This window comes from Weissella sp. ESL1139 (assembly GCF_058506735.1).
On the sequence record NZ_CP196375.1, the window covers coordinates 69,988 to 95,428 of the forward strand.

Sequence of the window (25,441 nt, forward strand, 5' to 3'; positions counted from 1 at the left end):
TTAGCGTATAATAAAAAGTAAGAAAATAGGTTATTAGAGGAGTAAACGATGACCGATGAAGAGAAATTGCGTCAGTATCAAGATTTATTAGATAGTGGCGTTATTACACAAGATGAGTTTAATGATATGACACAACATCTACGTGCTAGGTTGCAACAAAAAGATGAAACAACGCAGCAAGATGTGCCTGAAGAGAACGATTCATTTAATGAAGATAAATCTCAAAGTACTGTTGAAGAAACAGTCGATGAAGAAAGGGAGGATGAGCCTTCTGCGCCAGAGCAGGAACTAGCAAGTGAACAAGTAACATCAAATGACGTCGTCAGTGACGATAGTAAAAAACCGATTGTTTTGTTACCAAAACAAATGGTCGATTCTGATAAAGGTGTGGCGACAGATGTTCAAGAACAGCCTGAAGTACAACAGACACGTTCTTCTCGACATACAACAGTGAAGAAAGAGCACACATCAAAGCCGAAAAAGAATCATGATTTATTGATTGCAATTGTGATTGTCTTAATTGTGTTAATTGGTGGTGGTGTGTATGTTGCCCATCACAGTCAAGAAAATGCCCAAATTGAGTCTGAAAATGCCAAACAACAAAGCAGTGAAAAGGCAAGTTCGTCAAAGTCGCAAAAGAAAGCTGCGAGCGCCAAATCTGATAAGAAAAAGGCAAGTAGTGAAAAGAAATCAACACCTGAGAAGGTGCCAGCACAATGGTCAGAGAGTCAAAATGCTGAGTTAGCGAACTATATGGGAATTTGGCAAAAGGCCGTTGGCCAAGAATTTGTCGGTACTTATAATGGGGATTCACCAAAGCACTTAGATTATAAGTTTCCTGAAGCTTTGAAGGGGAACCAATTACATGATCACTTAAAGCTTGATGGTGAAAATGTTAAATTTACTTGGTCACCAAAGGCTGATAAGAAAGCTGATTATCAAGTAGTTGCCGTGGCAACAGGTTCACGACAAGGTGTTGATGCACCAACTTCTTATTTCTTTGTCATCCATGATGGTGAAGGCAAAGTTTATGCGACTGAAACAGCTAGTGGTAAGGACTTAGATCTTACTGAAACACAAAATGCTGACTTAAAGAATAATTTTGCTAGCATTGTAAATGAAAATCAGGAACAAGAACAAGATACACAAGAAGACGTTAAGTTCAGTGATGATGCAACGGTAACTGAATACTAGAGTGAGACAAAAGTTGTTTTGAATCCGGTGTATAAGGAGGTTGGTACATTTGTGTGCCAACCTCCTTTTTATTAAGTCAAAATAATAATCGAACACGTCTGAATTACTTTACGAATGTTCATTAAAAGTATATACTTACTTTTAGTAAACTAAATAGAAGGTGATGGAGCAGATGCAAACAGCAAAATATGATATTCAACATTTAACGATGCATGTTGTTGATGAACAACGTACACGAGTATTTTATGAAAAAGTTTTAGGATTAGTTGATGTGCAATCGGATGAAACACAAATTAATTATGCCTTTCGTGAAGGTGAGGCACCATTTTTAACCATGTTACTAGGTGGTAAACCACAAACGGTCGCACAAACTGGTTTATATCATATGGCGTTGCTTTTTCCAAATGCAGCTGAGTTAGCTTCTTTGTTATATCGTTTGCTATCATTACAAATTCCAGTTGGTGGTGGTGATCATGCCGTTAGTGAAGCGTTATATATTAATGACTTTGAAGGTAACGGTATTGAACTATATCATGATCGTGATGCTGCTGGTTGGAACTGGCAAGATGGTCTAGTGGAAATGGGTACGGCAGAAGTGGATGCTGATAAGTTAATTGCCAAAAAAGAGCATGACTGGACTGGTTTTCCAACTGATATGAAGATTGGTCATTTGCATTTTATGGGCAATAATTTAGCTGAAGCTGATAAGTTTTTCCTAGCCTTTTTGAAAATGGATTTAGTTTCAAAAATGGGCAATTCAGCACACTTTTATTCAAATAATCATTATCACCATCATCATGCGGTTAATTTGTGGCAAAGCCAAGACAGTGAATTACGTCATTTAGATGAAGCCGGTTTGATGAGTTGGGATGTTGTGGTTGATAATGACTATTTTGATATTTTGTCTCAACGAGCAGCCCATATGGATAATATGCAACAAATCACTGATGAATATATTAAGGTGACTGATCCAATGGGGACAACCTTAACAATTAGGCATGATTAAGTAAGATTTAACAGGTAACTGATAGAGTATCTGTTGATAGACATTTAATTAGTAAATATGCTAATCTTTGGTAAACAATCTAATGAAACAATGTTGTTTCAGAAAGCGAGATAAGAATAATGGCAACGATTTATGATTTTACAGAAACTGAAATGAATGGTAACCAAATTAATTTGAAAGATTATGAAGGCAAAGTCGTCATTATTGTGAATACTGCAAGTAAGTGTGGATTAGCACCACAGCTTGAAGGATTAGAAGCCTTGTACAAAGAACACAAGGATGATGGCTTGGTTGTATTAGGACTACCTTCTAATCAATTTAAGCAAGAGCTTGATACAGATGAAGAAACTAATGATTTCTGCCAAGTTCACTATGGTGTGACATTCCCAATGACTAAGCGTGTCTTAGTAAATGGTGATGATGAAGATGCATTATTTACGTATTTAAAAAGTGAATCTGGCAATGGCAATATTAAGTGGAATTACACGAAGTTTTTGGTCGGCCGCGACGGTAAATTAATTCATCGTTATGCCCCAATTACAAAACCTGAAAAAATGGTTGATGATGTTGTCGCAGCATTAAACGATAAATAATAATACTTGTTTGTGCAAAAATAAACAATTAACAAAGTGGTCAGTTTAGTTTTTTACTAAATTGACCGCTTTTTTTGTTCGTAAAATCACAAAAAAGCTCCTGTTAATAGGGAGTCCTGTTTATAGGATTTTAATTGTTTCATATAGCAATATACAGTAGGTTGATTACAATGGTTGAGGGCGATAGAATGTAATTGTTGATAGGAAGTATCACAAAATATAAATTGATTGTTTTAATATATAATCATTAGTCACTCGAATTATTTGGGGGTATTAACATGAAGGCAGCAGTTTGGCATGGCGTTAAGGATATTCGCGTTGAAGATGTAGATCTAAAGCCAGCAAAGGATGATGAGGTGGTTATTCGTGTTGCTTACGCAGGAATCTGTGGAAGTGATTTGCACGAATACCTAGAAGGACCCGTTTTCATTCCAGTCGATAAAGTTGATGAATTGACAGGTGGTGAAGCACCACTAACAATGGGACACGAGTTCTCAGGGGTTATCGAGTCAGTTGGTAAGGATGTTAAAAACTATAAGGTTGGGGATCACGTTTCAGTAAACCCAACTGTTACACACGGTGTGTCAGCTGATGATGTTGATGTATATGATGGTTACAGCTTTATTGGTTTAAGCTGCAACGGTGGATTTGCTGCTCACGTAAACGTACCTGAGAGCAATCTATACGCATTGCCAGATGACTTCTCATTGAAGCTTGCTGCAACAATCGAGCCAACGGCTGTCGCAGTACAAGCTGTTAAAGAGGGTGGCTTGAAGTTCGGTGAGAAGGTTGCTATCTTCGGTGCTGGACCAATCGGTGTTTTGGTAGCAGCTGCAGCTAAGGCCGCTGGTGCAACTAAGATTGTTGCTGTTGACTTGTCAGGGGTTCGTTTGGAAAAGGCTTTGGCTATGGGTGCAACTGATGTTGTTAACCCTAGTGAAGTTGACGACCCTGTTGCCGCCGTACGTGATATCTTAGGCGGTGGTGCTGATGTATCATTTGAGGTAGCTGGTGTGCAACCAACATTCGAACAAGCTATTTCAGTTACTAAGGCACGTGGAACAGCTGTAATTGTTTCAATCTTTGCCCACCCAATTACATTCGATCCAATGCAATTGATGAACGCTGGTGTAAAGTTGACATCAACAATTGCTTACTCACGTAAGACTTTCCAACAAACTGTTGATTTGGTTAGCTCAGGAAAAATCAATGTTGAGCCAGTTATCACAGACATGATTGGTTTGGATGACGTTGTTGAAAAGGGATTTGATCGCCTAACGTCTGATAAGTCTCAAGCAAAGATTTTGATTGATTTGACTAAAGAAGATTAATCCAAAATAAATTGATAATTTGTTAATGATAGAGATTGGAACATGTATGTTCCGGTCTCTTTTTAACTTATTAAAAATAAGTATTTACAACTTTGTAAAAGTAAGTTAAGATAATATCAACGACATAAAGTTGTACATAATTATAAATTTAAGGAGAATTATCATGGCAAAATTTGGTGTAATTGTTGGTTCAACTCGTAAGAATTCATACTCATTGGGTGTAGCAGAGGCATTAGTTGCTGGTTTACCAGCTGATGCAGAAGTTACATACTTGGACATTGCAAAGCTACCTTTGTATAACCAAGATTATGATGAAGCTTCACCTGCAGAATATACTGAATTCCGTGAAGCAGTTAAGGCACAAGATGCATTTATTATGGTAACACCAGAGCACAACCGTAGTGTTCCAGCTGCATTGAAGAACGCTTTGGATATCGCTTCACGTCCTTGGGGTGAAAGTGTTTGGGCAGGTAAGCCAGTATTGCCAGCTTCACAATCACCTGCAAGCCTTGGTGGTGTTGTAGCACATCACGTATTGCGTAACTCATTGGACTTCTTGGACATGAAGACTATGCACCAACCAGAATTGTTCATTGGTAACACTGCTAACCTTGCTGATGAAAATGGTAAGATTACTAACGAAGATACTAAGTCATTCTTGGCTGATGCTGCTGCTAAGTTTGCAGAATTTGCAAAGTAATCATCACATAGCTTAATGATATTAAACGTCAACGCTGATAAAGTGTTGACGTTTTTTGTTTGTTGTATGTACATTAATTCATAAGTGTAGTAAACTACCTTTTTGGAGGACGATAATATGAATAAATATTTTTTAGAAAATATTGGACCACAGATTAAAGTTGTGAATACTTTAATTGAAAAAGAACTTAATAATCGTATTTCAAATTTGATGACCGATTATAAATTAACAGGTCCCCAGATTTCATTAATGGTTTATTTATATGAAGCATCTGATCGTGTTGTTACGCAAAAAGAGGTGGCTGATAAATTTGTGCTGAGTCATCCAACGATGCGGAGCATTGTAAAAAGGATGGCAACCAATCATTTGTTAGAACTTAATCCTTTGGTAACAGACAAACGTCAGATTGTTTTATCACTAACGGTAACAGCACAGAATTTGCTTGATAAGCATATCAAGGATATTTATGCAGTTATGGACGATGTTAATCAGCAAATTGTCCATGATCTTACCGATGAAGAAATCGTATTATTGTCGAAAATGTTATCAAAAATCATAAAAGACTTTTAGTTTTTTTGATAAAATGTGTAGCTTGCTACATGTTATAAAAATTTATATCAGAAAGAAGAGATGTTATGGCAGCGAAAGTAGCTACAATTTCTAATAAAACTAGAAATTTGATGATGGCAGTTTTATTGTTGGGTGCATTCGTCGCACTATTGGCTGAAACATTTTTAAATAATGGGTTAATTAGTATTATGAATGCCTTTGATGTTAGTCAATCAGTGGCACAATGGTTAACCACCGGTTATTTATTGGTAGTGGGGTTGATGATTCCAATATCAGCTTGGATATTTAATTCATTTAATTTAAGATCGACCTTCTTAACGATGATGGGTGTGTTCTTTATTGGATCGGTTATTTGTATTTTTGCGCCTAATTTTTGGGTGCTATTATTTGGAAGAATTGTGGAAGCCGCAGCAGCTGGTGGGTTAATGCCATTTATTCAAAACGTTATTTTGATTTTGTTTAAACCAGAACAGCGTGGTATGGCTATGGGAATCACCGGATTGGTAATCGGTTTTGGACCAGCAGTTGGGCCAACGATTTCAGGTGGTATTTTGAATTACTTTGATTGGGAAATGTTGATCATTATCTTGAGTATTGTCAGTGGTATTATTGGTTTGGCAGCAATTTTCTTAGTAAAAAATATAACTGTACCAGAGAAACAAGCCGTGGATGTGACATCATTCGCTGAGTCAATTGTTGGGTTTGGGTTAATCTTGTATGTCCTATCAGAAATTGGCAATACAGGTAAAGTTACAGGTCTACTAGCATTCTTGTTTGTTGTTGGTGCTGTGATTATGTATTTGTTCGGTCGTCGTCAATTAAAGTTATCTGAGCCATTATTAGATATTCGCGTCTTTAAAAATTGGCAATTCAATTTATGCACAATGCTAAGTATGTTGAGTAACATTGCGATGGTTGGTATTGAATTAGTTTTACCATTATATTTGCAAAGTACGCGTGATGAGAGTGCTTTGACGGCTGGCCTAGTTATGATGCCGGGTGCTTTAGTTATGATGATTTGTAATCCAATTTCAGGTACTTTATATGACAAAATTGGTATTAAAAAAGTTTCTTTGTTCGGATTTACGATGCTATTGCTTGGAACCTTACCAATGTTAACTTTCGATGCTGATACTAGTTTAGTTTTGATTAGTGTCGCCTATGCTGTTCGAATGATTGGTATTTCATTTACGATGATGACAACATTTACGGCAGGTATGAATTTAGTCGCATCAGATCTTACTGCTCATGCGAATGCCGCTTCATCAACTGTTCGTCAAGTGGGTGGTTCATTTGGAACGGCGATTACCATGTTGGCAATTGCCTTAGCTGCTAATGTATCTAATAGCGGTCAAGCTGGTAGTGCAGCTAGCTTTAAGTGGGGCTTCACCTTAATGTTGGTTATTGCTTTAATTGGTTTGGCATCTTCATTGTTCTTAAATAAAAAACTATAGCTGCTAAATAAATTTAAACAATTTTAGCTAGAAGAGGTTGGGACATTTTCCTTTGTTTCAACTTCTTTTTTTATTGGTAATTAATTATGCGCCTACAAACCGCTTTTGTTTACGCTCTGGATAAACGGATCCAAAAATCTGAATCCTCAATGTAACGTATTTGCCCGCTTCGTGGTCTACGCCCACAAAGCGTCCAAACCACGTTACACTCGGATTCAAAGCGACTTTTGTCACACTCTGGATTTTGACAGGCATAAAATAAAAATGTATAGTTTTTAACGGACTTTTTAAATTTACATATTATTTTTTAGGAATTAGAGGTGCTTTATGAAAAAGAAGTGGTTATTTGTCCTAAGCATTGTGTTACTAGGTATTGTGATGCGTTCAACCTTTACGACATTGCCGGTCGTTATTGACAATGTGGCGCATTCGTTTGGGTTACCAGTATCACAATTAGGTATCTTAACGACATTACCTTTGTTAACATTTGCGGTTGTATCACCAACAACGACATTTTTTACGAAGAGGTTTGGTATTGAAAAAACCTTACTAGCAGCCTTGTTGTTTGTTGTAGTTGGATCAATTTCTCGTGTGATTAGTGCGCCAATGCTATTTATTGGTACGATTTTAGTTGGTATTGGAATTGCATTTATTAATGTCTTGTTGCCCGCAACTTTAGTAAAGTTCACACCTAATAAAATTGGTGCGTATACGTCACTTTATAGTACAACGATGACGTTGATGACGGCAGTATTTCAGATTATCGCTGTGCCAATTACGAAGGCCTTTAGCTGGCAAATGTTAGTGGTTTTCATCACAGTTATTGTACTTTTGGTCATGATTACGTGGATTGCTCATATGATTATCAATACCAATCCCGAGTTGGATAAGTCAGCAACTAGAACTGCACCTAAGGAAACCAAGAAGGTTAATCCATGGCGCAATAAGTATGCTTGGGCAATGTTGGTAATGGCCGGTATTCAATCAGCCGTGTTCTACACATCAATTGCTTGGGTACCAACAATTGCCCAACGTACTGGTGTTACTGCGACACAATCGGGTTGGATTATCGGTGTGTTATCGCTAATTGGTATTCCAGTGTCAATTTTAGTGCCAAGTTTTCTAGAAAAGGCAACTTACAAGAGTCGCCGAACATTGATTACGAGTACAACAATATTATGGTTGATTTCAACATTAATGATGTTTAATCAACATGCTGGGCTGATTTGGTGGCTATTTGTAACAGCCTTTAATGGTATTGGTGGAACGGCAGTGTTTGTATATATGGTCACATCATATGCCATTCGTACTAGTACAGCTAATGAAAGTTCTGCATTATCAGGAATGGCTCAAACGGGTGGTTATTTGATTGCCGCCGGTGCACCATGGGCATACGGTGTGTTGTATGCACAATCAGATAGTTGGTTCTTACAAACGACAGTTATGTCGATTGCCATTGTCTTATTCATTGTTTTGTTGTGGTTTGAAGAACGTGAACAGACGGTTTTTGAATAAGGTAAATCTATATTTAGAGTTGAGCTGATAAGGTTCAGCTCTTTTTTATTATGATTGCCTGATGTTGATAAACTAGTATAATAAAAGACAGTAATGCTAAAGATAATGAGAGAGATAATATGAGTCATACAATCATGCCTGTTCGGTTAGGCCAAAAATTAACCGGGCAAGTGGTAGAGGTGCTCTACAATGGATTTGGTGAGGTGATGTTGGGTGATTACCCCATCCGCATGGCAAATGCCTTTCCAGGTGAAACAGTTAAATTTGAAATTACGCAGGTTAATCGTAAATTTGCTCGTGGTGAAGTAATTGAAGTGGTCAATCCTTCACCAGACCGTGAAGAAAAAGGTAAAGATTATCTATTGGATGTTGGAATTGCACCATATGTAAACCTGCGCTATGAAGCTCAATTAAAAATCAAACAAGGCCAAGTTAAAAAATTCTACGATGCAGCTGGTATTGAAGCAAACGTTGCGCCAACGATTGGGATGGATAACCCAATTCAATATCGTAATAAGACGGTTGTGCCAATTAAATTTGATGGTGACAAATTAGTCACGGGCTTCATTAAGCGCCGTACGCCAGGTGAAATTTTGCCTTTGTCAGATTACTATGTGAATGATCCAGTAATCGATGAGACGATTGCAACAGTTCGTGATATTTTGAATGATCATCAACTATCTGTGTTCAGTGATGATACTCAGCAAGGTGAAATGCGTTATATCATGGTTCGCCGTGGCTATTATAGTCATGAGTTAATGGTTGTTTTGGTATCACAAACACCAACGATTAAGGATGAACAACAAATTGCTGAAGAAATTGCAGCAGTTGTACCAGGCATTCACAGTGTGGTATTGAATCATAATCCCCGGGCGTTACATTTATTGATGTCGGGTGATAATCGCACATTGTGGGGTGAGGATTTCATTCATGATACTTTGTTAGGTATTGAGTTTGAAATTGGCCCTAATTCGTTTTACCAAGTTAACCCACAAACCACAGAAGTGTTGTATGCGTTAGCTGCTAAGAAGGCTGAATTAAAGCCAACGGATACGGTAATTGATGCGTATTCTGGTATTGGTACAATTGGGTTAACCGTTGCTAATCAAGTTAAACAAGTGCTTGGTGTTGAAGTTATTGAACGAGCTGTGATTGATGCGCAAAAAAATGTGGCAAATAACCATGTGACGAATGCGTCATTTATTACAGCCGATGCACCTGAACAAATGCGTAAGTGGCAACAAGCAGGTGTTGAAGCAGACGTTATTTTTGTTGATCCGCCACGGCGTGGATTAACAAATGAATTGTTAGATGCAGTTGCTGAAATTCAACCAAAACGATTTGTTTATGTGTCATGTAATCCAGAAACAATGGCCCGTGATGCCAAGTATTTGATTGCACAAGGTTTTCATATTAAAGGAGATGTGCAACCTTTGGATCAATTTCCACAAACAGCACACGTTGAAGTGGTAACAGTATTTGAACCAAATGATTAAATAACAGATGATGGGATTGGAAGTAATTTCAATCCCATTTTTTGTTAAATAATGACGAGATATTGATACAATAGAGGTATGTGTTGACTAGGAGAAGGGCAAGGGTATGTAAGATGAAACCAAAACTAGAAGATGTGGCAAAATTAGCGGGGGTATCAAAAACCACAGCGTCACGTGTTTTAAATAATCGTGGTTATTTAAGTGAAAAGACTTTAAAAAAAGTGCACGATGCGATGGCAGAATTAAATTATCAACCTAATGCTGCCGCTCGTCAGTTATTTCAGCAAAAAACTGGTTTGATTTGCCTAATTTTTCCAACCGTTTCTAATCCGTTTTTTGGTGAATTAGTCGATTATCTTGAACGCGAATTGTATTCGCGAAATTTTAAAGTTATCATTGGTAACTCACTACAAGATGTTGAAAAAGAAACTGATTATTTGGATCAATTATTATCAGGACAAGTAGATGGTTTGATTGTGGGGACCCATAATCAAGGCATCGCTGAATATAAGTATAGTCATTTGCCAATCGTTGCCATTGATCGGGTTATGAATAGTGATATTCCAGTCGTTGCATCGGATAATTATGATGGTGGTAGATTGGCAACGGAAACATTAATCGCTGCCGGTGCTAAAACAATCGTACATACAAATGGCCCACTTGAATTGGAGACACCTGCAAATCGACGCCGCGATGCGTATGAAATGGTAATGAAAGCCCATGATTTAGAACCACGGGTGTTTACCATCGATTTCACGCTATCATTTCAAGAAAAGAAGCAGCGGTATAACGAATTATTTGACTTATATCCAGATATGGATGGCATATTTGTATCAAATGATGTTGATGCCAATATTATTATGGCGATTGCTAAGGAACGCGGGAAAAATATCCCCACTGACTTAAAAATTGTTGGTTACGATGGTACAGCGTTAATGCAAGCAATTGTACCAGAGTTAACCACAGTTATTCAGCCAATTGAAAAAATGGCTAAAGTTGCGGTTGATGTTTTGGTAAAACGTATTGCCGGGGAAGAAACCGAAACGGAATATATTCTACCGGTATCTTTGTGGTCAGGTAAGACAGGTACGAAAGCGTAATAATTAATTTTTTAACCAGTTTGCTGGTTTTTAGAATACATATATCAACCGGTTGACATGTTGACTTACCCAAACTATAATACAAGTAATGAAACCGATTACATAGATGATCAATTCATGATGTAGTGGCTGCATTTTACGGCTATTACTAGTCATAATATTAATGAATAATCAAGAAAATGAATGTTGGCAAATATTAGGGGGATTTTAACAATGAAACCAGAATTAGCAAAAGTTACAAATTCACGTTATCGATTAAATTATCACGTTGCCGCACCTGCTGGTTGGATTAACGATCCCAATGGCTTTGTTTACTTCAAAGGCCATTATCATATCTTTTATCAACATTATCCATACGGTGCAGAATGGGGACCAATGCACTGGGGTCATGCCCGTAGTAAGGATTTAGTGCACTGGGAAACATTACCAGTTGCCCTAGCACCTGAGAAACCCATGGATAAACATGGTATTTTTTCAGGAAGTGCTATTGTTAAAGACGACAAATTGTATTTGATGTATACAGGTCATCATTTTGGTGAATCTGGCGATGATGATGATTTTGTGGAAGATCAAAACATTGCTGTTAGTGAAGACGGTATTGTCTTTACTAAGTATGAAAATAATCCCGTGATTCCAGCATCACAAATTCCTAGTGATAGTACCAACAATTTCCGTGATCCAAAAGTTTGGCAAGAAGGTGATAAGTACTATGTCATTATTGGTAGCCAAGTTAAGGATACTGAAGTTGGTCGTGTATTAATTTATTCATCAGATGATTTGCTATCTTGGTCATATGAGGGTGCTATTGCGGAATCAAAGGGCATTGCTGAACAAGGTTATATGTGGGAATGCCCTGATATCTTTACCTTGAATGACAAACAAATTTTGTTGATGTCACCGCAAGGCATTGAAGCAACCGCAGATAAATACAAAAACTTGCATGAAACTGGTTATATGATTGGTCAATTAGATTTGGCTAAACCAGTGCTGACGCATGGCGATTTTACTGAGATTGATCATGGTCATGATTTTTATGCAACGCAAACGATGTTAAGCCCTGATGGTCGGCGCATTATGTTTGCTTGGATGAATATGTGGGAAAGTGTGATGCCTGAACAAGCTGATGGTTGGGCCGGTGCTTTAACTTTCCCAAGAGAGTTAACATTACAAGATGACCATATTTATATGAACCCGGTTGCTGAATTAGCACAATTACGCGTGGCAGGTTCAGAACAGAAATTGGCATGGGTGCCAACAAACGCTGGTAAAACTTTGTTAAAGGCAGCGCAAAGCAATGAGTTACAACTTTCAGTTGCAGCCGATAAAGACTTTGATTTGCAGTTTGTTGCCGATAATGGTGCGATTTTGACATTGCATTATACGCAATCAGAGCATAAATTAACGGTATCACGTTCAGATCGTGATGATGTCCGGATAGGTTATGTGCAACCAACTGATCAAATGAACTTGCAGTTATTGATTGATCGTAGTTCAGTTGAAATATTTATCAATGATGGTGAAACTGTCTTTACGGAACGTTATTACAATGAGGTGCATCCAGATGTCATCTTTAGTCAAGATGGTGCCAGCGAAGCAACTGCCGTAACGTATGATTTGGAAACTGACGCGATTCAATATTAATGATTGAAAAAGCGAGGCCAAGAATGGTCTCGCTTTTTTGTATACTGTTATTAATGTCGTTGAATAACTAACGCACTTTCATGGGTTAACACATCTTCATAATATGAAACACTATATGAATTTTCAGGTAATTCAGCAAAGTAATTTTTGATATCAACTAGTGAATCAGTATCTTCGCTTACTAAACATAATAGACCATCAGTTTTCAAGAACATTAAGATAGCCTTAGCTGTGTTTTTAACAGCATTTAAGTCAAGCTCCTGATTAATTTGAAAAATAGCAGTGCCAACCGGTTGTGTTGGTTCTAAATAATTAATGATATCAACAAAATTTTTACTGATTAAATCAACACGTTCATTAAGACCACTTAGAAAGAGTGATGCAGCAACGTCGTCAATTTCTTCTTTTTGATCAGAAAAGGCGAGTACCTTACCATCATCCCCAATCCGGCTAGCTAAAAAGCGGGTAATGTCACCATGACCGATGGTGGCATCGATGGCTAAGTCACCGGGTGCTAGATATTCATTTAGTGATATTTGGACTAGATTCTGAATTGTGCGCATTTTCGAAAACCTCTCGTGTGCGATATTTAAAAATAATTTCTTTTGACATAATTAGAAGAAAGACACCTAAGCCGAAACCAGCTAGGATATCTGATAAATAGTGTACGCCTAAATATACACGACTAACAGGGATGGCAATAATTAAACCTGCAAATAACGTCATGAAAGCATAACGTAAATTATCTTCTGATTTCAAATAGTAATGGACCAAAACGATCAAAGAACCGTAAAGTAGAATCGCATTTAATGCGTGGCCAGATGGAAATGAATAACCAGATTGTTCAATAACATGGTAAATATCAGGACGAGGGCGTTTGAAAATATGTTTAAACAAACTCATAACACCTAGACCAAACACACCAACGTTTACCAACATGAAAACGGCAACGTCCCACTTGCGAACTAGTAATGCAATCAATGCTGTGACGACCATGACCAATGCGGTCCATTTTGTGTTACCAGCACGGGTTACGTTACGGAAAAACCACGATCTTTCTGGTGTTAAAGGTTCGCGAATGTAGCGAAAGCCCCATTGGTCTATTGTATGGATAAAATTAAAATTGTAAATGTAGCCAATGGTAATAATCATAAAAATGGCTAGGCCACCAAATGCAATGGCTAGTTGTAGATAATCAAATTTACGTAGATGCATTGCGGGGACCTCCTTCTTATTTCTTTCTCATTTTATTAGTTTAGCACAATTTGGTTTGAAAATATGCGCTACAATTAGTTTGGTGAATCCTTGATGAATATTGAAAGCTCGGACTTTTTTTGATAAAGTAAGAATTATTAAAGTGAGGTTATCAATCATGGCATATCAACACAAATTAGTAGAGAAAAAATGGCAACATTTTTGGGATGAACATCAGACATTTAAAACTTCAAATGATTCTGATAAAGAAAAGTATTTTGCAATGGACATGTTTCCATTTCCATCTGGACAAGGCCTACACGTTGGTCATCCAGAAGGATACACAGCAACAGATATTGTATCACGTATGAAGCGGATGCAAGGCTATAATGTTTTGCATCCAATGGGCTTTGATGCCTTTGGTTTACCAACGGAAGAATACGCGATTAAAACTGGTGAAGATCCAAAGACGGTAACGGCAAAGAATGTTAAAACTTTCCGTAACCAAATGAAGTCTTTGGGATTGTCATATGATTGGTCACGTGAAGTAAATACAACTGATCCAAAGTATTACAAGTGGACTCAGTGGATTTTTGAACAATTGTATAAAAAAGGTTTAGCTTACGAAGATGAAATCATGGTTAACTGGGCCCCTGACTATAATGGTGGAACAGTGGTTGCTAATGAGGAAATTGTTGATGGTAAGACTGAACGTGGTGGCTACCCAGTTTATCGCAAGCCAATGCGTCAATGGGCTTTGAAGATTACTGCTTATGCAGATCGCTTGATTGATGATTTGGATGACTTAGATTGGCCAGAAGCCATCAAAGAACAACAACGTAACTGGATTGGCCGTTCAATTGGTGCTTCAGTAACATTCAAGGTTCAAGGATCTGATGATGCAGAAATTGAAGTGTTCACAACTCGTGCCGACACTTTGTTCGGTGCAACATATTTGGTGCTTTCGCCAGAACATGAATTAGTTGAAAAAATTGTGACTGATGAACAACGTGATGCCGTGCAAGCATTAAAGGATGACATTGCTTCAAAGTCTGATTTGGAACGTACTGACTTGAATAAAGATAAGACTGGTGTGTTCACGGGTGCTTATGCAATTAATCCGGTTAATGGTGAAGCATTGCCAATTTGGATTGGTGATTACGTGCTAGCATCATATGGAACGGGTGCTATTATGGCTGTTGCAGCTCATGATGGTCGTGACTATGACTTTGCTAAGAAGTATGATTTGCCTATTCGCCCAGTTATTGAAGGTGGCGATATTGAAAAGGAAGCTTATGTGGGGGATGGTACCCACATTAATTCTGGTTTCTTGGACGGCATGGGTAAAGATGAAGCAATTACTAAGATGATTGACTGGTTAGAAGAGAACCATGCTGGTCATAAGCAAGTTAACTTCCGCTTGCGTGATTGGATTTTCTCACGTCAACGTTATTGGGGTGAGCCAATTCCGGTTATTCATTGGGAAGATGGTACGCAATCATTGGTACCTGAATCAGAATTACCATTACGTCTACCAGAAGTGGATAATATTATGCCTTCTGGTACTGGTGAATCACCATTGGTTAATGTTGACGACTGGGTTAACGTTGTTGATGAAAATGGTCGTAAAGGTAAGCGTGAAACAAACACGATGCCACAATGGGCTGGTTCATCATGGTACTACCTACGTTATATGGATCCACACAATGAACATGAAATTGTTTCACCTGAAGCAGAAGCTTACTGGAAGAATGTTGATTTGTACATTGGTGGTGCTGAACATGCCGTTTTGCATCTATTGTATGCCCGTTTCTGGCACAAGGTTTTGTATGACCTAGGTGTTGTACACACTAAGGAGCCATTCCAAAGATTAGCTAATCAAGGTATGATTCTTGGTGAAAACCATGAAAAGATGTCAAAGTCAAAGGGTAACGTTGTGAACCCTGATGATGTTGTTGAAGAGTACGGTGCCGATACATTGCGTTTGTACGAAATGTTTATGGGTCCTTTGGATCAATCAATCGCTTGGTCTGAAGAAGGTTTGGCTGGATCACGTCGTTGGTTAGACCGTGTTTGGCGTTTGTTTATTGATGATGAAGATAAACTACGTGATCACATTACAACTGTTAATGATCACAAGTTGGACAAGATTTACAACGAAACCGTTAAAAAGGTTACTGATGACTATGAGAACTTGCGCTTCAATACAGCAATCTCACAAATGATGATTTTTATCAACGAAGCATATAAGCAAGATAATTTGGCTGTTGAATACGTTGAAGGCTTCATTAAGTTGTTGAACCCAATTGCACCACATATGACGGAAGAGCTATGGAGCTACCTACACAAGGATGAATCAATTGCTTATGCTACTTGGCCAACATACGATGAGGCTGCTCTAGTAGATGATGAAATTGAAGTTATTCTACAAGTTAATGGAAAGCTTCGTGGTCGTGTAACAATGTCAGCTGATGCTGATCGTGATGCAATGATTGCCATTGCAACTAAAGAAGAAGTTATTCAAAAGCAACTTAATGGTCAGGAGCCAAAGAAGGTTATTGCGGTACCTGGCAAGTTAGTTAACTTTGTTATTTAATTGATATTTCAATAAAATCACTGAATTCAATTGAGTTCGGTGATTTTTTATGCTCAATTTAGGGCATTATGCGTTATCATTATTAGATGTTGTGAATTACGGCTACAAACTATAAGATTTCTTGTGTATAATAATATATTAGGTTGTTATCGGCGTTATAGTTCAACTGGATAGAACAAGGACCTCCTAAGTCTTAGATCACAGTTCGAGTCTGTGTAACGTCATTAAATATGAGGAAGGGGAAGGAGCATGACTGACGATAAAAAACCCCAATCAAATAGTGAACAATCAAATTCGCCGTTTCGTAGAGATATTACTTATGAAGAACTGAACCAAATTATTAAGGGTAAAGATGTCGATGAAGTTCTTAATGATCATGACGAAGAAGTGGCTTCTTCTAATGAAGATTTGCAAGAACCAAAGCATCCAGCCAAGGCTAAAGTTAAAGTAAATCGAAATGGTGTTGCGACGTTTAAGGTACATGAAGTACCGGATACGGTTATAGATAAGTCAGCATCAACAACAGCAACCAGGCCAGAAAAAGTAGCTGCTGAATCAATTAGTGTGCGACCTTCAGCTGCTCCTGAAGAAGTTGAACCAGTGTTGGACGAATCAGCAGTAGCAGATGAGCCTGAACCAGAGGTAGAGCAGCCAGTTGAAACTGATAAAAATGCGAAATCGCGAATGTTGCGTGGTTCAGCTTGGATGACGATTGGTAGTTTGGCATCACGTTTGTTAGGTGCTTTATATGTAATACCTTGGATTGCGATGATTGGTAATGTCTATTACAATCTTGCTAATTCATTATTTTCACAGGGTTATCAAATTTATAGTGTTGCCTTGTTGATTGCAACGGCTGGTTTGCCAAATGTTTTGGCCCGGTTAGTTGCTGAGTATAGTGCATCGCGTCAATATACAGCGATTCGACATATCTTCAGGCAGGCCTTAAACTTAGGCGCAATTCTTGGAATTGTTGCAGGTGCGGCGTTGTACCTATTGGCCGGGTTACTGTCACAAGGTGATCCAAATGTTGTGCGTGTTATTCGAGCCTTATCGGCGGCAGTTGTTATCATTCCGACATTATCTATGTTACGTGGTTACGTGCAAGGATTTGAGTTTATGGGCTTGTCGGCATGGTCGCAATTCATTGAACAATTAGTTCGTGTCATTTATATGTTGGCAATGACGTATTGGATTATGATTGGTCACCATGGTGATTGGGTTGATGCAACCGTTCAATCGACCTTTGCCGCTTTCTGGGGTGCCTTAGCAGGAATTGTTATCTTGCTATTTGGTATCTTCCATCGGCGTCGCTTCTTTAAAGAAAAGCAACGCCAGAGTGTTCAAACTAAACATTTTAATGCACGTGAAGTCTTATTACGTATGGCGCGTCAGTCAGTTCCTGTTATTTTTGCAGGTGCGGCCATTTCGTTAGTACAAGTATTTGATCAATATACTTTCTTCAAGATTATTCGAGCATTTACAAGTGTTTCTCATGATGCAATGCAAGCAATGTATGCCCAATTTGCCTTTAATTCAAACAAGTTGGTGATGCTAGTCGTTTCATTGGCAGTTGGTATGTCAGAAACAGCATTGCCAATGATTGCACGAGCGCGTGAGATTGGTAACCAAGAGAATATTGGTAATCAAATTCAATTTGCCTTTAAGTTGTTAGCATTTGTCATGGTGCCCGCCGTGTTAGGAATGGTGGCAGTTGCTCGACCTTTGTATATTGTGTTTTATCAGACGTCTGATGTCACAAATGGTACATTGATTTTGCAGTTTGCTAGTTATTCAGCTATTTTCTTGAGCTTGTACATGGTTGTATTAGCTATTTTCCAAGGATTAGGACAATTAGGTTACACGATGAGATTATTAGTACTAATCTTTGGGGTAAAGATTGTTTTGCAAATTCCTTTGACCATTTGGTTGCAAGGAATGGGACCACTACTTTCAACAACATTAGCCTTTATGGTTGGTATGATTGTTGCCATTCATCATCTATCAAGGTTGTATAGTATTGATTGGACATCCTTTAATTCGACATTTGTCGTGATTCTTTTCTGGAGCCTAGTTATGTTTGCAGTTGTAACGCCAGTTACGTATACAGTTGGATTATTTGTACCAGATACAAAATTTGTTCAGTTTATATTGTTGATGGTTGCCGCATTAATCGGAGCCATTATTTATGGCGTTGCGGTCTTGAAGACCCATATTGGTGAAGTAGTTTTGGGACAACGAGCTGTTAAGTTAGCTCAGAAATTGCACTTGAAAAAATAATATGAATATTAATAAGGAAGTTGATCTTAAATAATAAGATCAACTTTTTTATTGGTCCCTGTGGAAAAATCTGTGCATAAGACTGTATATTTGTGGAAAAACCTGTTAAAAAGAGTGGAAATCTTGTAGAGTTTTCCACTAAGAGTAATTAATTTAAAGAATAAGTCATAAAATGTCTTTTTAAAAATGGTAAATATTGCTAGATGAAGCAGTTTTTATTAAAATTTTTAACACATTCTAGTGTGGAAAAGTCAGATTTATGAGTTGTTTGCCAAAATTTAAGATAGATAGCGTATAATTTAAAATAATAGATATTAGGATAAGGATACAAGTTAAACATGACACGTTTATTTAAAGAATTAACAACAGCAGAATTTGAAGCCTTTGCCCAAACCCATGCTGATGGTAGTTATCTACAAACAGCATCCCAAGCACGTTTGTTAGCTCGTCGTGGTTGGCAAACAAGTTTGGTGGGTTTAGTTTCTGATGATAAAGTAGAAGCTGCCGCAGTTTTAGGCTGGATTCCTGTCAAAATGGGAAATCTATTCCAAATTGATGGTGGTATGCTAATTGATTATAGTGATAAACAATTAGTAGCCGAATTTGTTGATGGCGTAATGGCCTTTGCAAAAGAGCGACGTGGTTTATTCTTACGGATTATGCCAAACGCAATTTATCGTAAATATGATGATAATGGCGATCAAATTGGTGAAAATGACAACACAGTCATTGATGCACTAACTGAAATTGGCTTTGAACATACACCAGCAACAAAGGGCTGGACGACGAATTCATCACCATCATGGCAATATGTTAAATCATTAGAACCAGTGTTAGAAGCTGGGGATGATCCGAAAGCATTACGTGCATCATTTGCCAAAGATGGTAAGTATTACTTGAAGAAAACCGATCAATTTGGGATTAAAGTACATCGGTTGACTAAAGATGAGTTACCAGCATTTAAAGCCTTGACGCAAGATACAGCTAATCGTTTGAACTATCATGATAAGGATTTGGATTTCTATGAGATAGTCTATGATGAGTATGGGGATGATGCATATTTTGTGTTTGCAGAAATGGATTTCCCTGCTTACATTAAAGGTCAAGAACAAGCCCGTGATCATCTAGCTGAAGTAGTTGCTAATTTAGATGCGCGCATTGCTGAAAAGCCAAATTATAAGAAGCTTAAGCGTCAAAGAGCAGAGTACGCTGATCAACATAAGCAACACGAAAAGCGGATTGCGCAAGCACAAGTAGCTCGTAAAGAAGCAGGTAAAGACATTGTTGTTATTGCGGGCGCATTGTTCTTAGCAACAGCAAATGAAATGATTTATCTATATTCTGGTACTTATGATGAGTATAAGAATTATTATGGACCATACGCTGTCCAAGAGTATGCTTTCAAACAGGCTATTGCGCGTAAGATTCCACACTATAATTTTTATGGTATTTCAGGTGTCTTTGATGGGTCTGATGGTGTGCTGGGCTTTAAGCAAGGCTTTGCTGGTCATGCAGAAGAAAAAGTTGGTTCATTCGTTAAGCCAATTAATGGACCTAAATACGCTGTTTACCATTTCCTAAAGAAATTGTTGGCACGCGGATAAGCTAATATATATAAAAAGGTCGCGACATTTTTTAATGTCGCGACCTTTAGCGTTTAATATATTACTTGCATAATCAAGTATCGTGTTATGATTATAAATAAAGATAATCTTTTCTCTATCTTACTACAAGATCTTCTTTCTTTTGGAGATTATCTTTTAGAACTCATAGTCGAACGGTATAAATCGGAGATTATTTAATTGAGTTTGAAAAAAAGTTCCTAAATTCGGTATTGTTACTATCAAATTTAGGAACTTTTTAAGTTTATGGACTATTTTTTGAAGAAACCATAATGCCACAATATTAATGTGATGATAATCATAAAAATAATGGTGATGACAATAGTGTATATCCATCCCCCGTTTGTTTTCGTTAATGGCAACATCACATTTTGTCCAAAAAATCCTGACACAATTGTTGGTACTGTGAGGACAATTGATGAAACAGTGAGTAATTTCATGGTCCAATTCAAATTAGCGTTAGCAGCATTGTCAAAAGCGTTAGCGACGCTGCTTGTGACTTCTTGGGATAGATTACCAGTATCTAATGCTTGTTGTAATTCAACAACAACGTCTTCGAGCTTTTCAATTTGATCATCATGAAGGGCATGATGCATGTTATTTTTCAAAGAAATAAGCAGTGTGCGGTCTGTTTGTAATGAATTAATAAGGTAGATTAAATCAGTCTGCAAGGACATTAATTGATTAATCGACAGCTGGGTAGGTGAGGTTGCCTTAATGGTACTTTGAATAGTAAGGCGCTTGTGATTAATTGCTAAGATAGCGCGCATAAATTCACCGGATAATGATTCGGTTAATTTTAGAATAACATCAATTGGTTGCGTATTTGCCGTTATAGCATTTTGAGTGGTAATGATTTCATTTAAGTTATTCATGACGAAAGCTGTTTCTTTACGTGTGAAAATGTACAAATTTGTTTGTTTTGAATCATACAAAAAGCTAACAGGTTCGGTAGTAGCACGTTGTGAAGTCGGTGTTACCACGTCAAAAATCATTAAGTTTTTATCAACTGTATCATCAAATTCCATACGAGCACTTTCATATGGGTCGATAGCATAATCAAGCATTTCATTCGTAATGCGTTGGCTTTTAGTCAGCCAAGTACGGTCTTCAACAGTCATATTGTCAATTTGATAGCAATTAAAATTAGTAAATTCTTTTTGTTGTTCAATCATAATCTGGACTCTTTTCGTTTACAGCATTTGAAAATATTATAAGTAATTTTCATTCTATGCGTTAATGCGGTTTAGGTAAAGCTTGCCGTTTATATTGATAATGAAGTTTTAGAAAATACGTTATCGTTAGCAACTATCTAAAAGTATGCATGATTGTGATTACTTATAGTTGACTAATGCTTAAAATGTCGGTATACTTTAACAGTTATCGATAACAAAATGGAGGAATTAAATTATGGCAACAAGATCACCATATAATACATGGGCCCGCCGTCGTCCAGTTTCACACGACTACTCAAAGAAGGTTCGTGAAGCTGAAGTTGTTAACATTCAACAATGGGCTAAAGGTAAAGCTGAACTAGAATCAAAGTAATTTGAATTTAGTAAGCTTAAAATAAGAAATAGGTCAGCGTAGATATACGCTGACCTATTTTTATATAGTTACAAAAAATTTAGAGCACCTTGTTTAAAAAATATTGTTACAATTAATAAAGATAGATTGGAGGCAGAGATGGCCAATAAATATCCAACAGCAGAATTAGTTGGTGTTGTGATGACACAAACTAATAGTGGTCAATACGAGCCCAAAGAAGAAACGCTTGACGAACAAGCTTTTCATAGTTGGCGAATTGGGAAACATACTAAGGGAAAGCTTGGTAAACCCGGCCAATTATTTTTAACAGAAAATAACATGACAATTATGTTAGTGGCTGTTAAGGATTTATCGTTTAAAGAACGGCACAATATTACCCCGATGGCTCGTTTTCTAACAGTCAGTGCACCGGAAAATATTATAAGTGAAGTGCTAGATATTTATAAAAAATAAAGCGCGTATCGATAATTAATATCGGATAATAAGCTTAATAGTATTTAAAAGTATATTGTGATGTCTTTTGAAGTGTGCTACTATTTACATAGCGTAGCAAAAGCCGTACATTAATTTGGGAGAGTTAAAGAAATGATTGGATTTATGAACAATAATAATAATAATCGTTTGAACTCAACACAATTAGTGATTGGGCGTTTTGTGTAACGCTTAAAACTGTGAGAACTTACGAAGCAGTCACCAATTACTAAATTGGCTGGCTGCTTTTTTTGTTGAAATTTATACTAGGAGAATTGTTATGGGACAGGATGTTGAATTAAAACGATCAATGGGGATTTGGTCAGGCTTATCACTGGTTGTTGGGACAGTGATTGGTTCAGGAATATTTTTTAAACAGGCAGGCGTATTACAAACAGCAGGTTCTTCAACTCTCGGTCTATTAGCTTGGTTGGCGGGTGGTATTATCACTTTAGCTGCTGGATTAACAATCGCAGAAATTGGGGCCCGTTTACCTAAAACAGGTGGTCTTTACAGTTATATTGAGTCGTTGTATGGCCCCGTTGCCGGATTTTTGACGGGGTGGATGCAAGTTGTCATTTATGCACCAGCTGTTATTGCCTCAATTGCTGGTTATGCCGCATTCTTAACGGCAAATTTTTTAGGCATTTCAACACGCTATGCGACTTGGATAGCTGTTTTGTACGTGGCCTTTATTGCAGCAGTGAATATATTTGAAAACCGTGTGGCAGCTAGTTTCCAGGTATTAACTACATCAATTAAATTAATTCCAATTGCTATTTTAATTATTTACGGTTTATTTTTTGGAAAAGTTGATGCTTTAGGTCAAACAGTTACACATACAGTGACACACGGTGGTGGCTTTGGAATGGCTATTTTGGCGACTTTGTTTGCTTATGATGGTTGGATTCTATTAGCTAATATTGCTGGTGAATTAAAAAACCCACGTCGTGATTTACCACGTTCATTGGTGGGTGGTGTTAGTATCATTGTGATTGCGTATGTCGGTGTGTCGTTTGGTGTTTATCATGCATTACCATCAGATAGAATCGTTGCCTTGCAAAATAACGCAACTTTTGAAGTTGTACGAACGGCTTTTGGTGATGTAGGTGGTCGTGCTTTGAGTATTGCCATTATTATTTCAATGTTAGGAACTTTGAATGGTAAGATGATGGCCTTTCCTCGTATGGCTTATGCAATGTCATTGGACGGTCTCTTTCCAAAGTATTTGTCAAAGTTGACGCGTAAAACACAAGAACCAACGAATGCTATTTTAACAGTTGCGGGTATGACCATTGCATTGGCAATCGTTTATACTGACGGTGTTGATCGTTTGTCAGATATTGCTATTTTTACAATTTGGATTTTCTATACAGCTGCATTTATTGGTGTATTTATTTTGCGTCATCGCAAACAAGATCCAACGTTAGACGAAAAGACATTGTTTAAAACACCATTATTCCCAATTACGCCATTAGTTGCTATCTTTGGTGCCTTGTTCGTTATTGGTTCAACTATTTTAAATGACTTTTCAGGTGCGGTTATTTCAATATTGTTAGTGGCGGTTGGATTGCCAGTATTTTACTACTATAACCATAAACGTATGCGCCAATAGGTCTTATTGTCATGACTACTGAAACGCGGTACACTGTCTTTATTATAATCTGATGAGAGGTACTGCTATGACGTGGTTAGCGCAAGCAAAGAAATATGAACAAGCTTTAATTGATGACCTTAATCAAATTGTTCGTATTCCGTCAGTCCTAGATGTTAAGACACAAACACCACAAACACCATTTGGTACGGACATGGTTCGAGCATTGAACCAAATGGAAGCTTTTGCAAATCGAGATGGTTTTCGCTATGGTCGTGTTGATAATATGGTAACTTGGATTGAATTTGGTCCAGAAGATGCGGATGAGACTGTCGGCATTTTGACACATATTGATGTTGTACCGGCTGGTGATGGGTGGTTACGTCAAGCATTCACCCCAGAAATATTGGATGGGTTGTATTTTGGTCGCGGTGCTGCCGATATGAAAGCGGATTTAATGTCCGCTTATTATGCGATGAAGATGTTATCAGATCAAGGGTGTGTTTTAAAACGTAAAATTCGTTTGATCATTGGGACAGATGAAGAAAATGGTTGGCGAGATATACCACGTTATTTAGCGCAAGAAGGTGAACCAACATTGGGTTTCTCACCAGATGGGGCCTTTCCAGTCGTTAATGGCGAAAAAGCTTTTCAAACGGTGCAATTACGTTTTCCCAGTGAATCTGAAGGCCCATATGTACTAGAACGTTTTATGTCTGGTAGTCGACCCAATGTTGTGCCTGGTGAAGCTAAAGCGCGGTTGCAAGTACCAAAGGATAGTCCTGTTATCAGAGATTTTGAAGCTTATATACACGAATATCCTTTTTTGAATGGTGATGCACAACAAAAAGATGGTACCGTTAAAATATCTTTGTTAGGGGTCCAGGCGCATGGCGCCTACCCAGCAGAAGGTAAAAATGCCGGTACGTATTTGGCTCATTTTTTGCAACGTTATCCTTTTGGTGGTGATGCGCGTGCTTTTCTGTACTTTGTAGGTTTAACTGTTCATCAAGATATTCATGCGAGTGGTTTAGGGCTAACTTATCATGATTCGCAAATGGGTGATTTAACCTTGAATGTTGGTGTGATGCGTTATAGTCATCACGGTCAAGGTTCAATTCTATTGAACTTTCGCTACCCACAAGGGGTGAATTTACAAGCTATTATTACGCAAGTACAGCGCCATTTAGGTGACTTAAAAGCTGATGTGGCCCAAGTGCAGGCGGGGATGCCACCTCATTTAGTACCGCAAGATGATGAACTCGTACAGATTTTATCAGATGTTTATGCAAAACAAACCGGTACTTATTTGCCACCGAGAACATCAAATGGTGGTTCATATGCACGCCTGTTAACACGTGGGGTTGCTTTTGGTGGGCAGTTTCCGGATGTGCCTGTCACGAGTCATCAGGCGAATGAAAATACACCAGTTGCTAATTTAACCCGAACGATGGCAATATTTGCTGAATCGTTGTGGCAATTGTGCAAGTAGTTAAAAATAATTAATAAGATATGTCTCTCGTAAGTTAAATGATT

21 protein-coding genes and 1 tRNA gene are annotated in these 25,441 nt (G+C 37.8%); 19 read left to right on the forward strand and 3 right to left on the reverse strand.

The window, feature by feature from the left end; all coding sequences use genetic code 11:
* The first annotated feature begins 48 nt into the window (after positions 1 to 48).
* The 11 genes from ACSYSF_RS00370 (at position 49) to ACSYSF_RS00420 (ending at position 12,600) form a co-directional block, all read left to right on the forward strand.
* Positions 49 to 1,194: a DUF4767 domain-containing protein gene (locus ACSYSF_RS00370; protein WP_489867777.1), complete on the forward strand. Its 1,146-nt coding sequence runs from the start codon at positions 49 to 51 to the stop codon at positions 1,192 to 1,194.
* A 172-nt stretch (positions 1,195 to 1,366) separates the two neighbouring features.
* Positions 1,367 to 2,200 carry a VOC family protein gene (locus ACSYSF_RS00375; protein ID WP_489867778.1) on the forward strand — a complete coding sequence of 278 codons (834 nt, stop codon included), beginning with the start codon at positions 1,367 to 1,369 and terminating at the stop codon, positions 2,198 to 2,200.
* A gap of 119 nt (positions 2,201 to 2,319) precedes the next feature.
* Entirely contained in the window at positions 2,320 to 2,793 is a 474-nt protein-coding gene (locus ACSYSF_RS00380) for a glutathione peroxidase (protein WP_489867779.1), read from the forward strand.
* Positions 2,794 to 3,071: 278 nt separating this feature from the next.
* The gene (locus ACSYSF_RS00385; protein WP_489867780.1) at positions 3,072 to 4,124 is read left to right on the forward strand and encodes a 2,3-butanediol dehydrogenase; all 1,053 of its coding nucleotides are present in this window, start codon (positions 3,072 to 3,074) and stop codon (positions 4,122 to 4,124) included.
* Positions 4,125 to 4,287: 163 nt separating this feature from the next.
* Positions 4,288 to 4,824 (forward strand): NADPH-dependent FMN reductase, encoded by a 537-nt coding sequence (locus ACSYSF_RS00390; RefSeq protein ID WP_489867781.1) that lies wholly within the window; start codon positions 4,288 to 4,290, stop codon positions 4,822 to 4,824.
* Between the two features lie 117 nt (positions 4,825 to 4,941).
* Positions 4,942 to 5,394, forward strand: a complete 453-nt coding sequence (locus tag ACSYSF_RS00395) for a MarR family winged helix-turn-helix transcriptional regulator (protein ID WP_489867782.1) — start codon at positions 4,942 to 4,944, stop codon at positions 5,392 to 5,394.
* A 65-nt stretch (positions 5,395 to 5,459) separates the two neighbouring features.
* Complete coding sequence (locus tag ACSYSF_RS00400; RefSeq protein WP_489867783.1) at positions 5,460 to 6,848, forward strand: DHA2 family efflux MFS transporter permease subunit; 1,389 nt, start codon at positions 5,460 to 5,462, stop codon at positions 6,846 to 6,848.
* Positions 6,849 to 7,175: 327 nt separating this feature from the next.
* The gene (locus ACSYSF_RS00405) at positions 7,176 to 8,363 is read left to right on the forward strand and encodes an MFS transporter (RefSeq protein WP_489867784.1); all 1,188 of its coding nucleotides are present in this window, start codon (positions 7,176 to 7,178) and stop codon (positions 8,361 to 8,363) included.
* A 119-nt stretch (positions 8,364 to 8,482) separates the two neighbouring features.
* The gene (gene rlmD, locus ACSYSF_RS00410; RefSeq protein ID WP_489867785.1) at positions 8,483 to 9,859 is read left to right on the forward strand and encodes a 23S rRNA (uracil(1939)-C(5))-methyltransferase RlmD; all 1,377 of its coding nucleotides are present in this window, start codon (positions 8,483 to 8,485) and stop codon (positions 9,857 to 9,859) included.
* 113 nt (positions 9,860 to 9,972) lie between these two features.
* Entirely contained in the window at positions 9,973 to 10,959 is a 987-nt protein-coding gene (locus tag ACSYSF_RS00415) for a LacI family DNA-binding transcriptional regulator (RefSeq protein WP_489867786.1), read from the forward strand.
* Positions 10,960 to 11,172: 213 nt separating this feature from the next.
* Positions 11,173 to 12,600, forward strand: a complete 1,428-nt coding sequence (locus ACSYSF_RS00420) for a glycoside hydrolase family 32 protein (protein WP_489867787.1) — start codon at positions 11,173 to 11,175, stop codon at positions 12,598 to 12,600.
* Positions 12,601 to 12,650: 50 nt separating this feature from the next.
* Here the strand turns inward: ACSYSF_RS00420 and ACSYSF_RS00425 are convergent, their stop codons facing one another.
* Together ACSYSF_RS00425 and ACSYSF_RS00430 are read right to left on the reverse strand one after the other, a co-directional pair.
* The gene (locus ACSYSF_RS00425) at positions 12,651 to 13,163 is read right to left on the reverse strand and encodes an rRNA methyltransferase (protein WP_489867788.1); all 513 of its coding nucleotides are present in this window, start codon (positions 13,161 to 13,163) and stop codon (positions 12,651 to 12,653) included.
* Positions 13,123 to 13,815 (reverse strand): phosphatase PAP2 family protein, encoded by a 693-nt coding sequence (locus ACSYSF_RS00430; RefSeq protein ID WP_489867789.1) that lies wholly within the window; start codon positions 13,813 to 13,815, stop codon positions 13,123 to 13,125. Before ACSYSF_RS00430 ends, ACSYSF_RS00425 begins: the two co-directional genes overlap by 41 nt.
* Before the next feature lie 157 nt (positions 13,816 to 13,972).
* Between ACSYSF_RS00430 and leuS the strand changes: the two genes are divergently transcribed.
* From leuS to ACSYSF_RS00450, 4 genes are all read left to right on the forward strand, one after another.
* Positions 13,973 to 16,390 carry a leucine--tRNA ligase gene (gene leuS / locus ACSYSF_RS00435; protein WP_489867790.1) on the forward strand — a complete coding sequence of 806 codons (2,418 nt, stop codon included), beginning with the start codon at positions 13,973 to 13,975 and terminating at the stop codon, positions 16,388 to 16,390.
* 151 nt (positions 16,391 to 16,541) lie between these two features.
* Positions 16,542 to 16,614: transfer RNA gene (locus tag ACSYSF_RS00440), tRNA-Arg, on the forward strand.
* A gap of 25 nt (positions 16,615 to 16,639) precedes the next feature.
* On the forward strand, positions 16,640 to 18,670 hold the full coding sequence (locus ACSYSF_RS00445) for a putative polysaccharide biosynthesis protein (protein WP_489867791.1): 2,031 nt from the start codon (positions 16,640 to 16,642) through the stop codon (positions 18,668 to 18,670).
* 338 nt (positions 18,671 to 19,008) lie between these two features.
* Positions 19,009 to 20,274 (forward strand): aminoacyltransferase, encoded by a 1,266-nt coding sequence (locus ACSYSF_RS00450; protein ID WP_489867792.1) that lies wholly within the window; start codon positions 19,009 to 19,011, stop codon positions 20,272 to 20,274.
* A 269-nt stretch (positions 20,275 to 20,543) separates the two neighbouring features.
* Here the strand turns inward: ACSYSF_RS00450 and ACSYSF_RS00455 are convergent, their stop codons facing one another.
* Positions 20,544 to 21,467 (reverse strand): magnesium transporter CorA family protein, encoded by a 924-nt coding sequence (locus ACSYSF_RS00455; RefSeq protein ID WP_489867793.1) that lies wholly within the window; start codon positions 21,465 to 21,467, stop codon positions 20,544 to 20,546.
* Positions 21,468 to 21,702: 235 nt separating this feature from the next.
* Here ACSYSF_RS00455 and ACSYSF_RS00460 point away from each other — a divergent pair, with 235 nt between their 5' ends.
* The 4 genes from ACSYSF_RS00460 to pepV all read left to right on the forward strand — a co-directional run bounded on the left by ACSYSF_RS00460 (position 21,703) and on the right by pepV (position 25,397).
* Entirely contained in the window at positions 21,703 to 21,840 is a 138-nt protein-coding gene (locus tag ACSYSF_RS00460; protein ID WP_165845925.1) for a hypothetical protein, read from the forward strand.
* A gap of 138 nt (positions 21,841 to 21,978) precedes the next feature.
* Positions 21,979 to 22,293, forward strand: a complete 315-nt coding sequence (locus tag ACSYSF_RS00465; RefSeq protein ID WP_489867794.1) for a DUF7671 family protein — start codon at positions 21,979 to 21,981, stop codon at positions 22,291 to 22,293.
* 298 nt (positions 22,294 to 22,591) lie between these two features.
* The gene (locus ACSYSF_RS00470) at positions 22,592 to 23,926 is read left to right on the forward strand and encodes an APC family permease (protein WP_489867795.1); all 1,335 of its coding nucleotides are present in this window, start codon (positions 22,592 to 22,594) and stop codon (positions 23,924 to 23,926) included.
* Between the two features lie 67 nt (positions 23,927 to 23,993).
* On the forward strand, positions 23,994 to 25,397 hold the full coding sequence (pepV, locus tag ACSYSF_RS00475; RefSeq protein ID WP_491737234.1) for a dipeptidase PepV: 1,404 nt from the start codon (positions 23,994 to 23,996) through the stop codon (positions 25,395 to 25,397).
* The last annotated feature ends 44 nt before the right edge of the window (positions 25,398 to 25,441 follow it).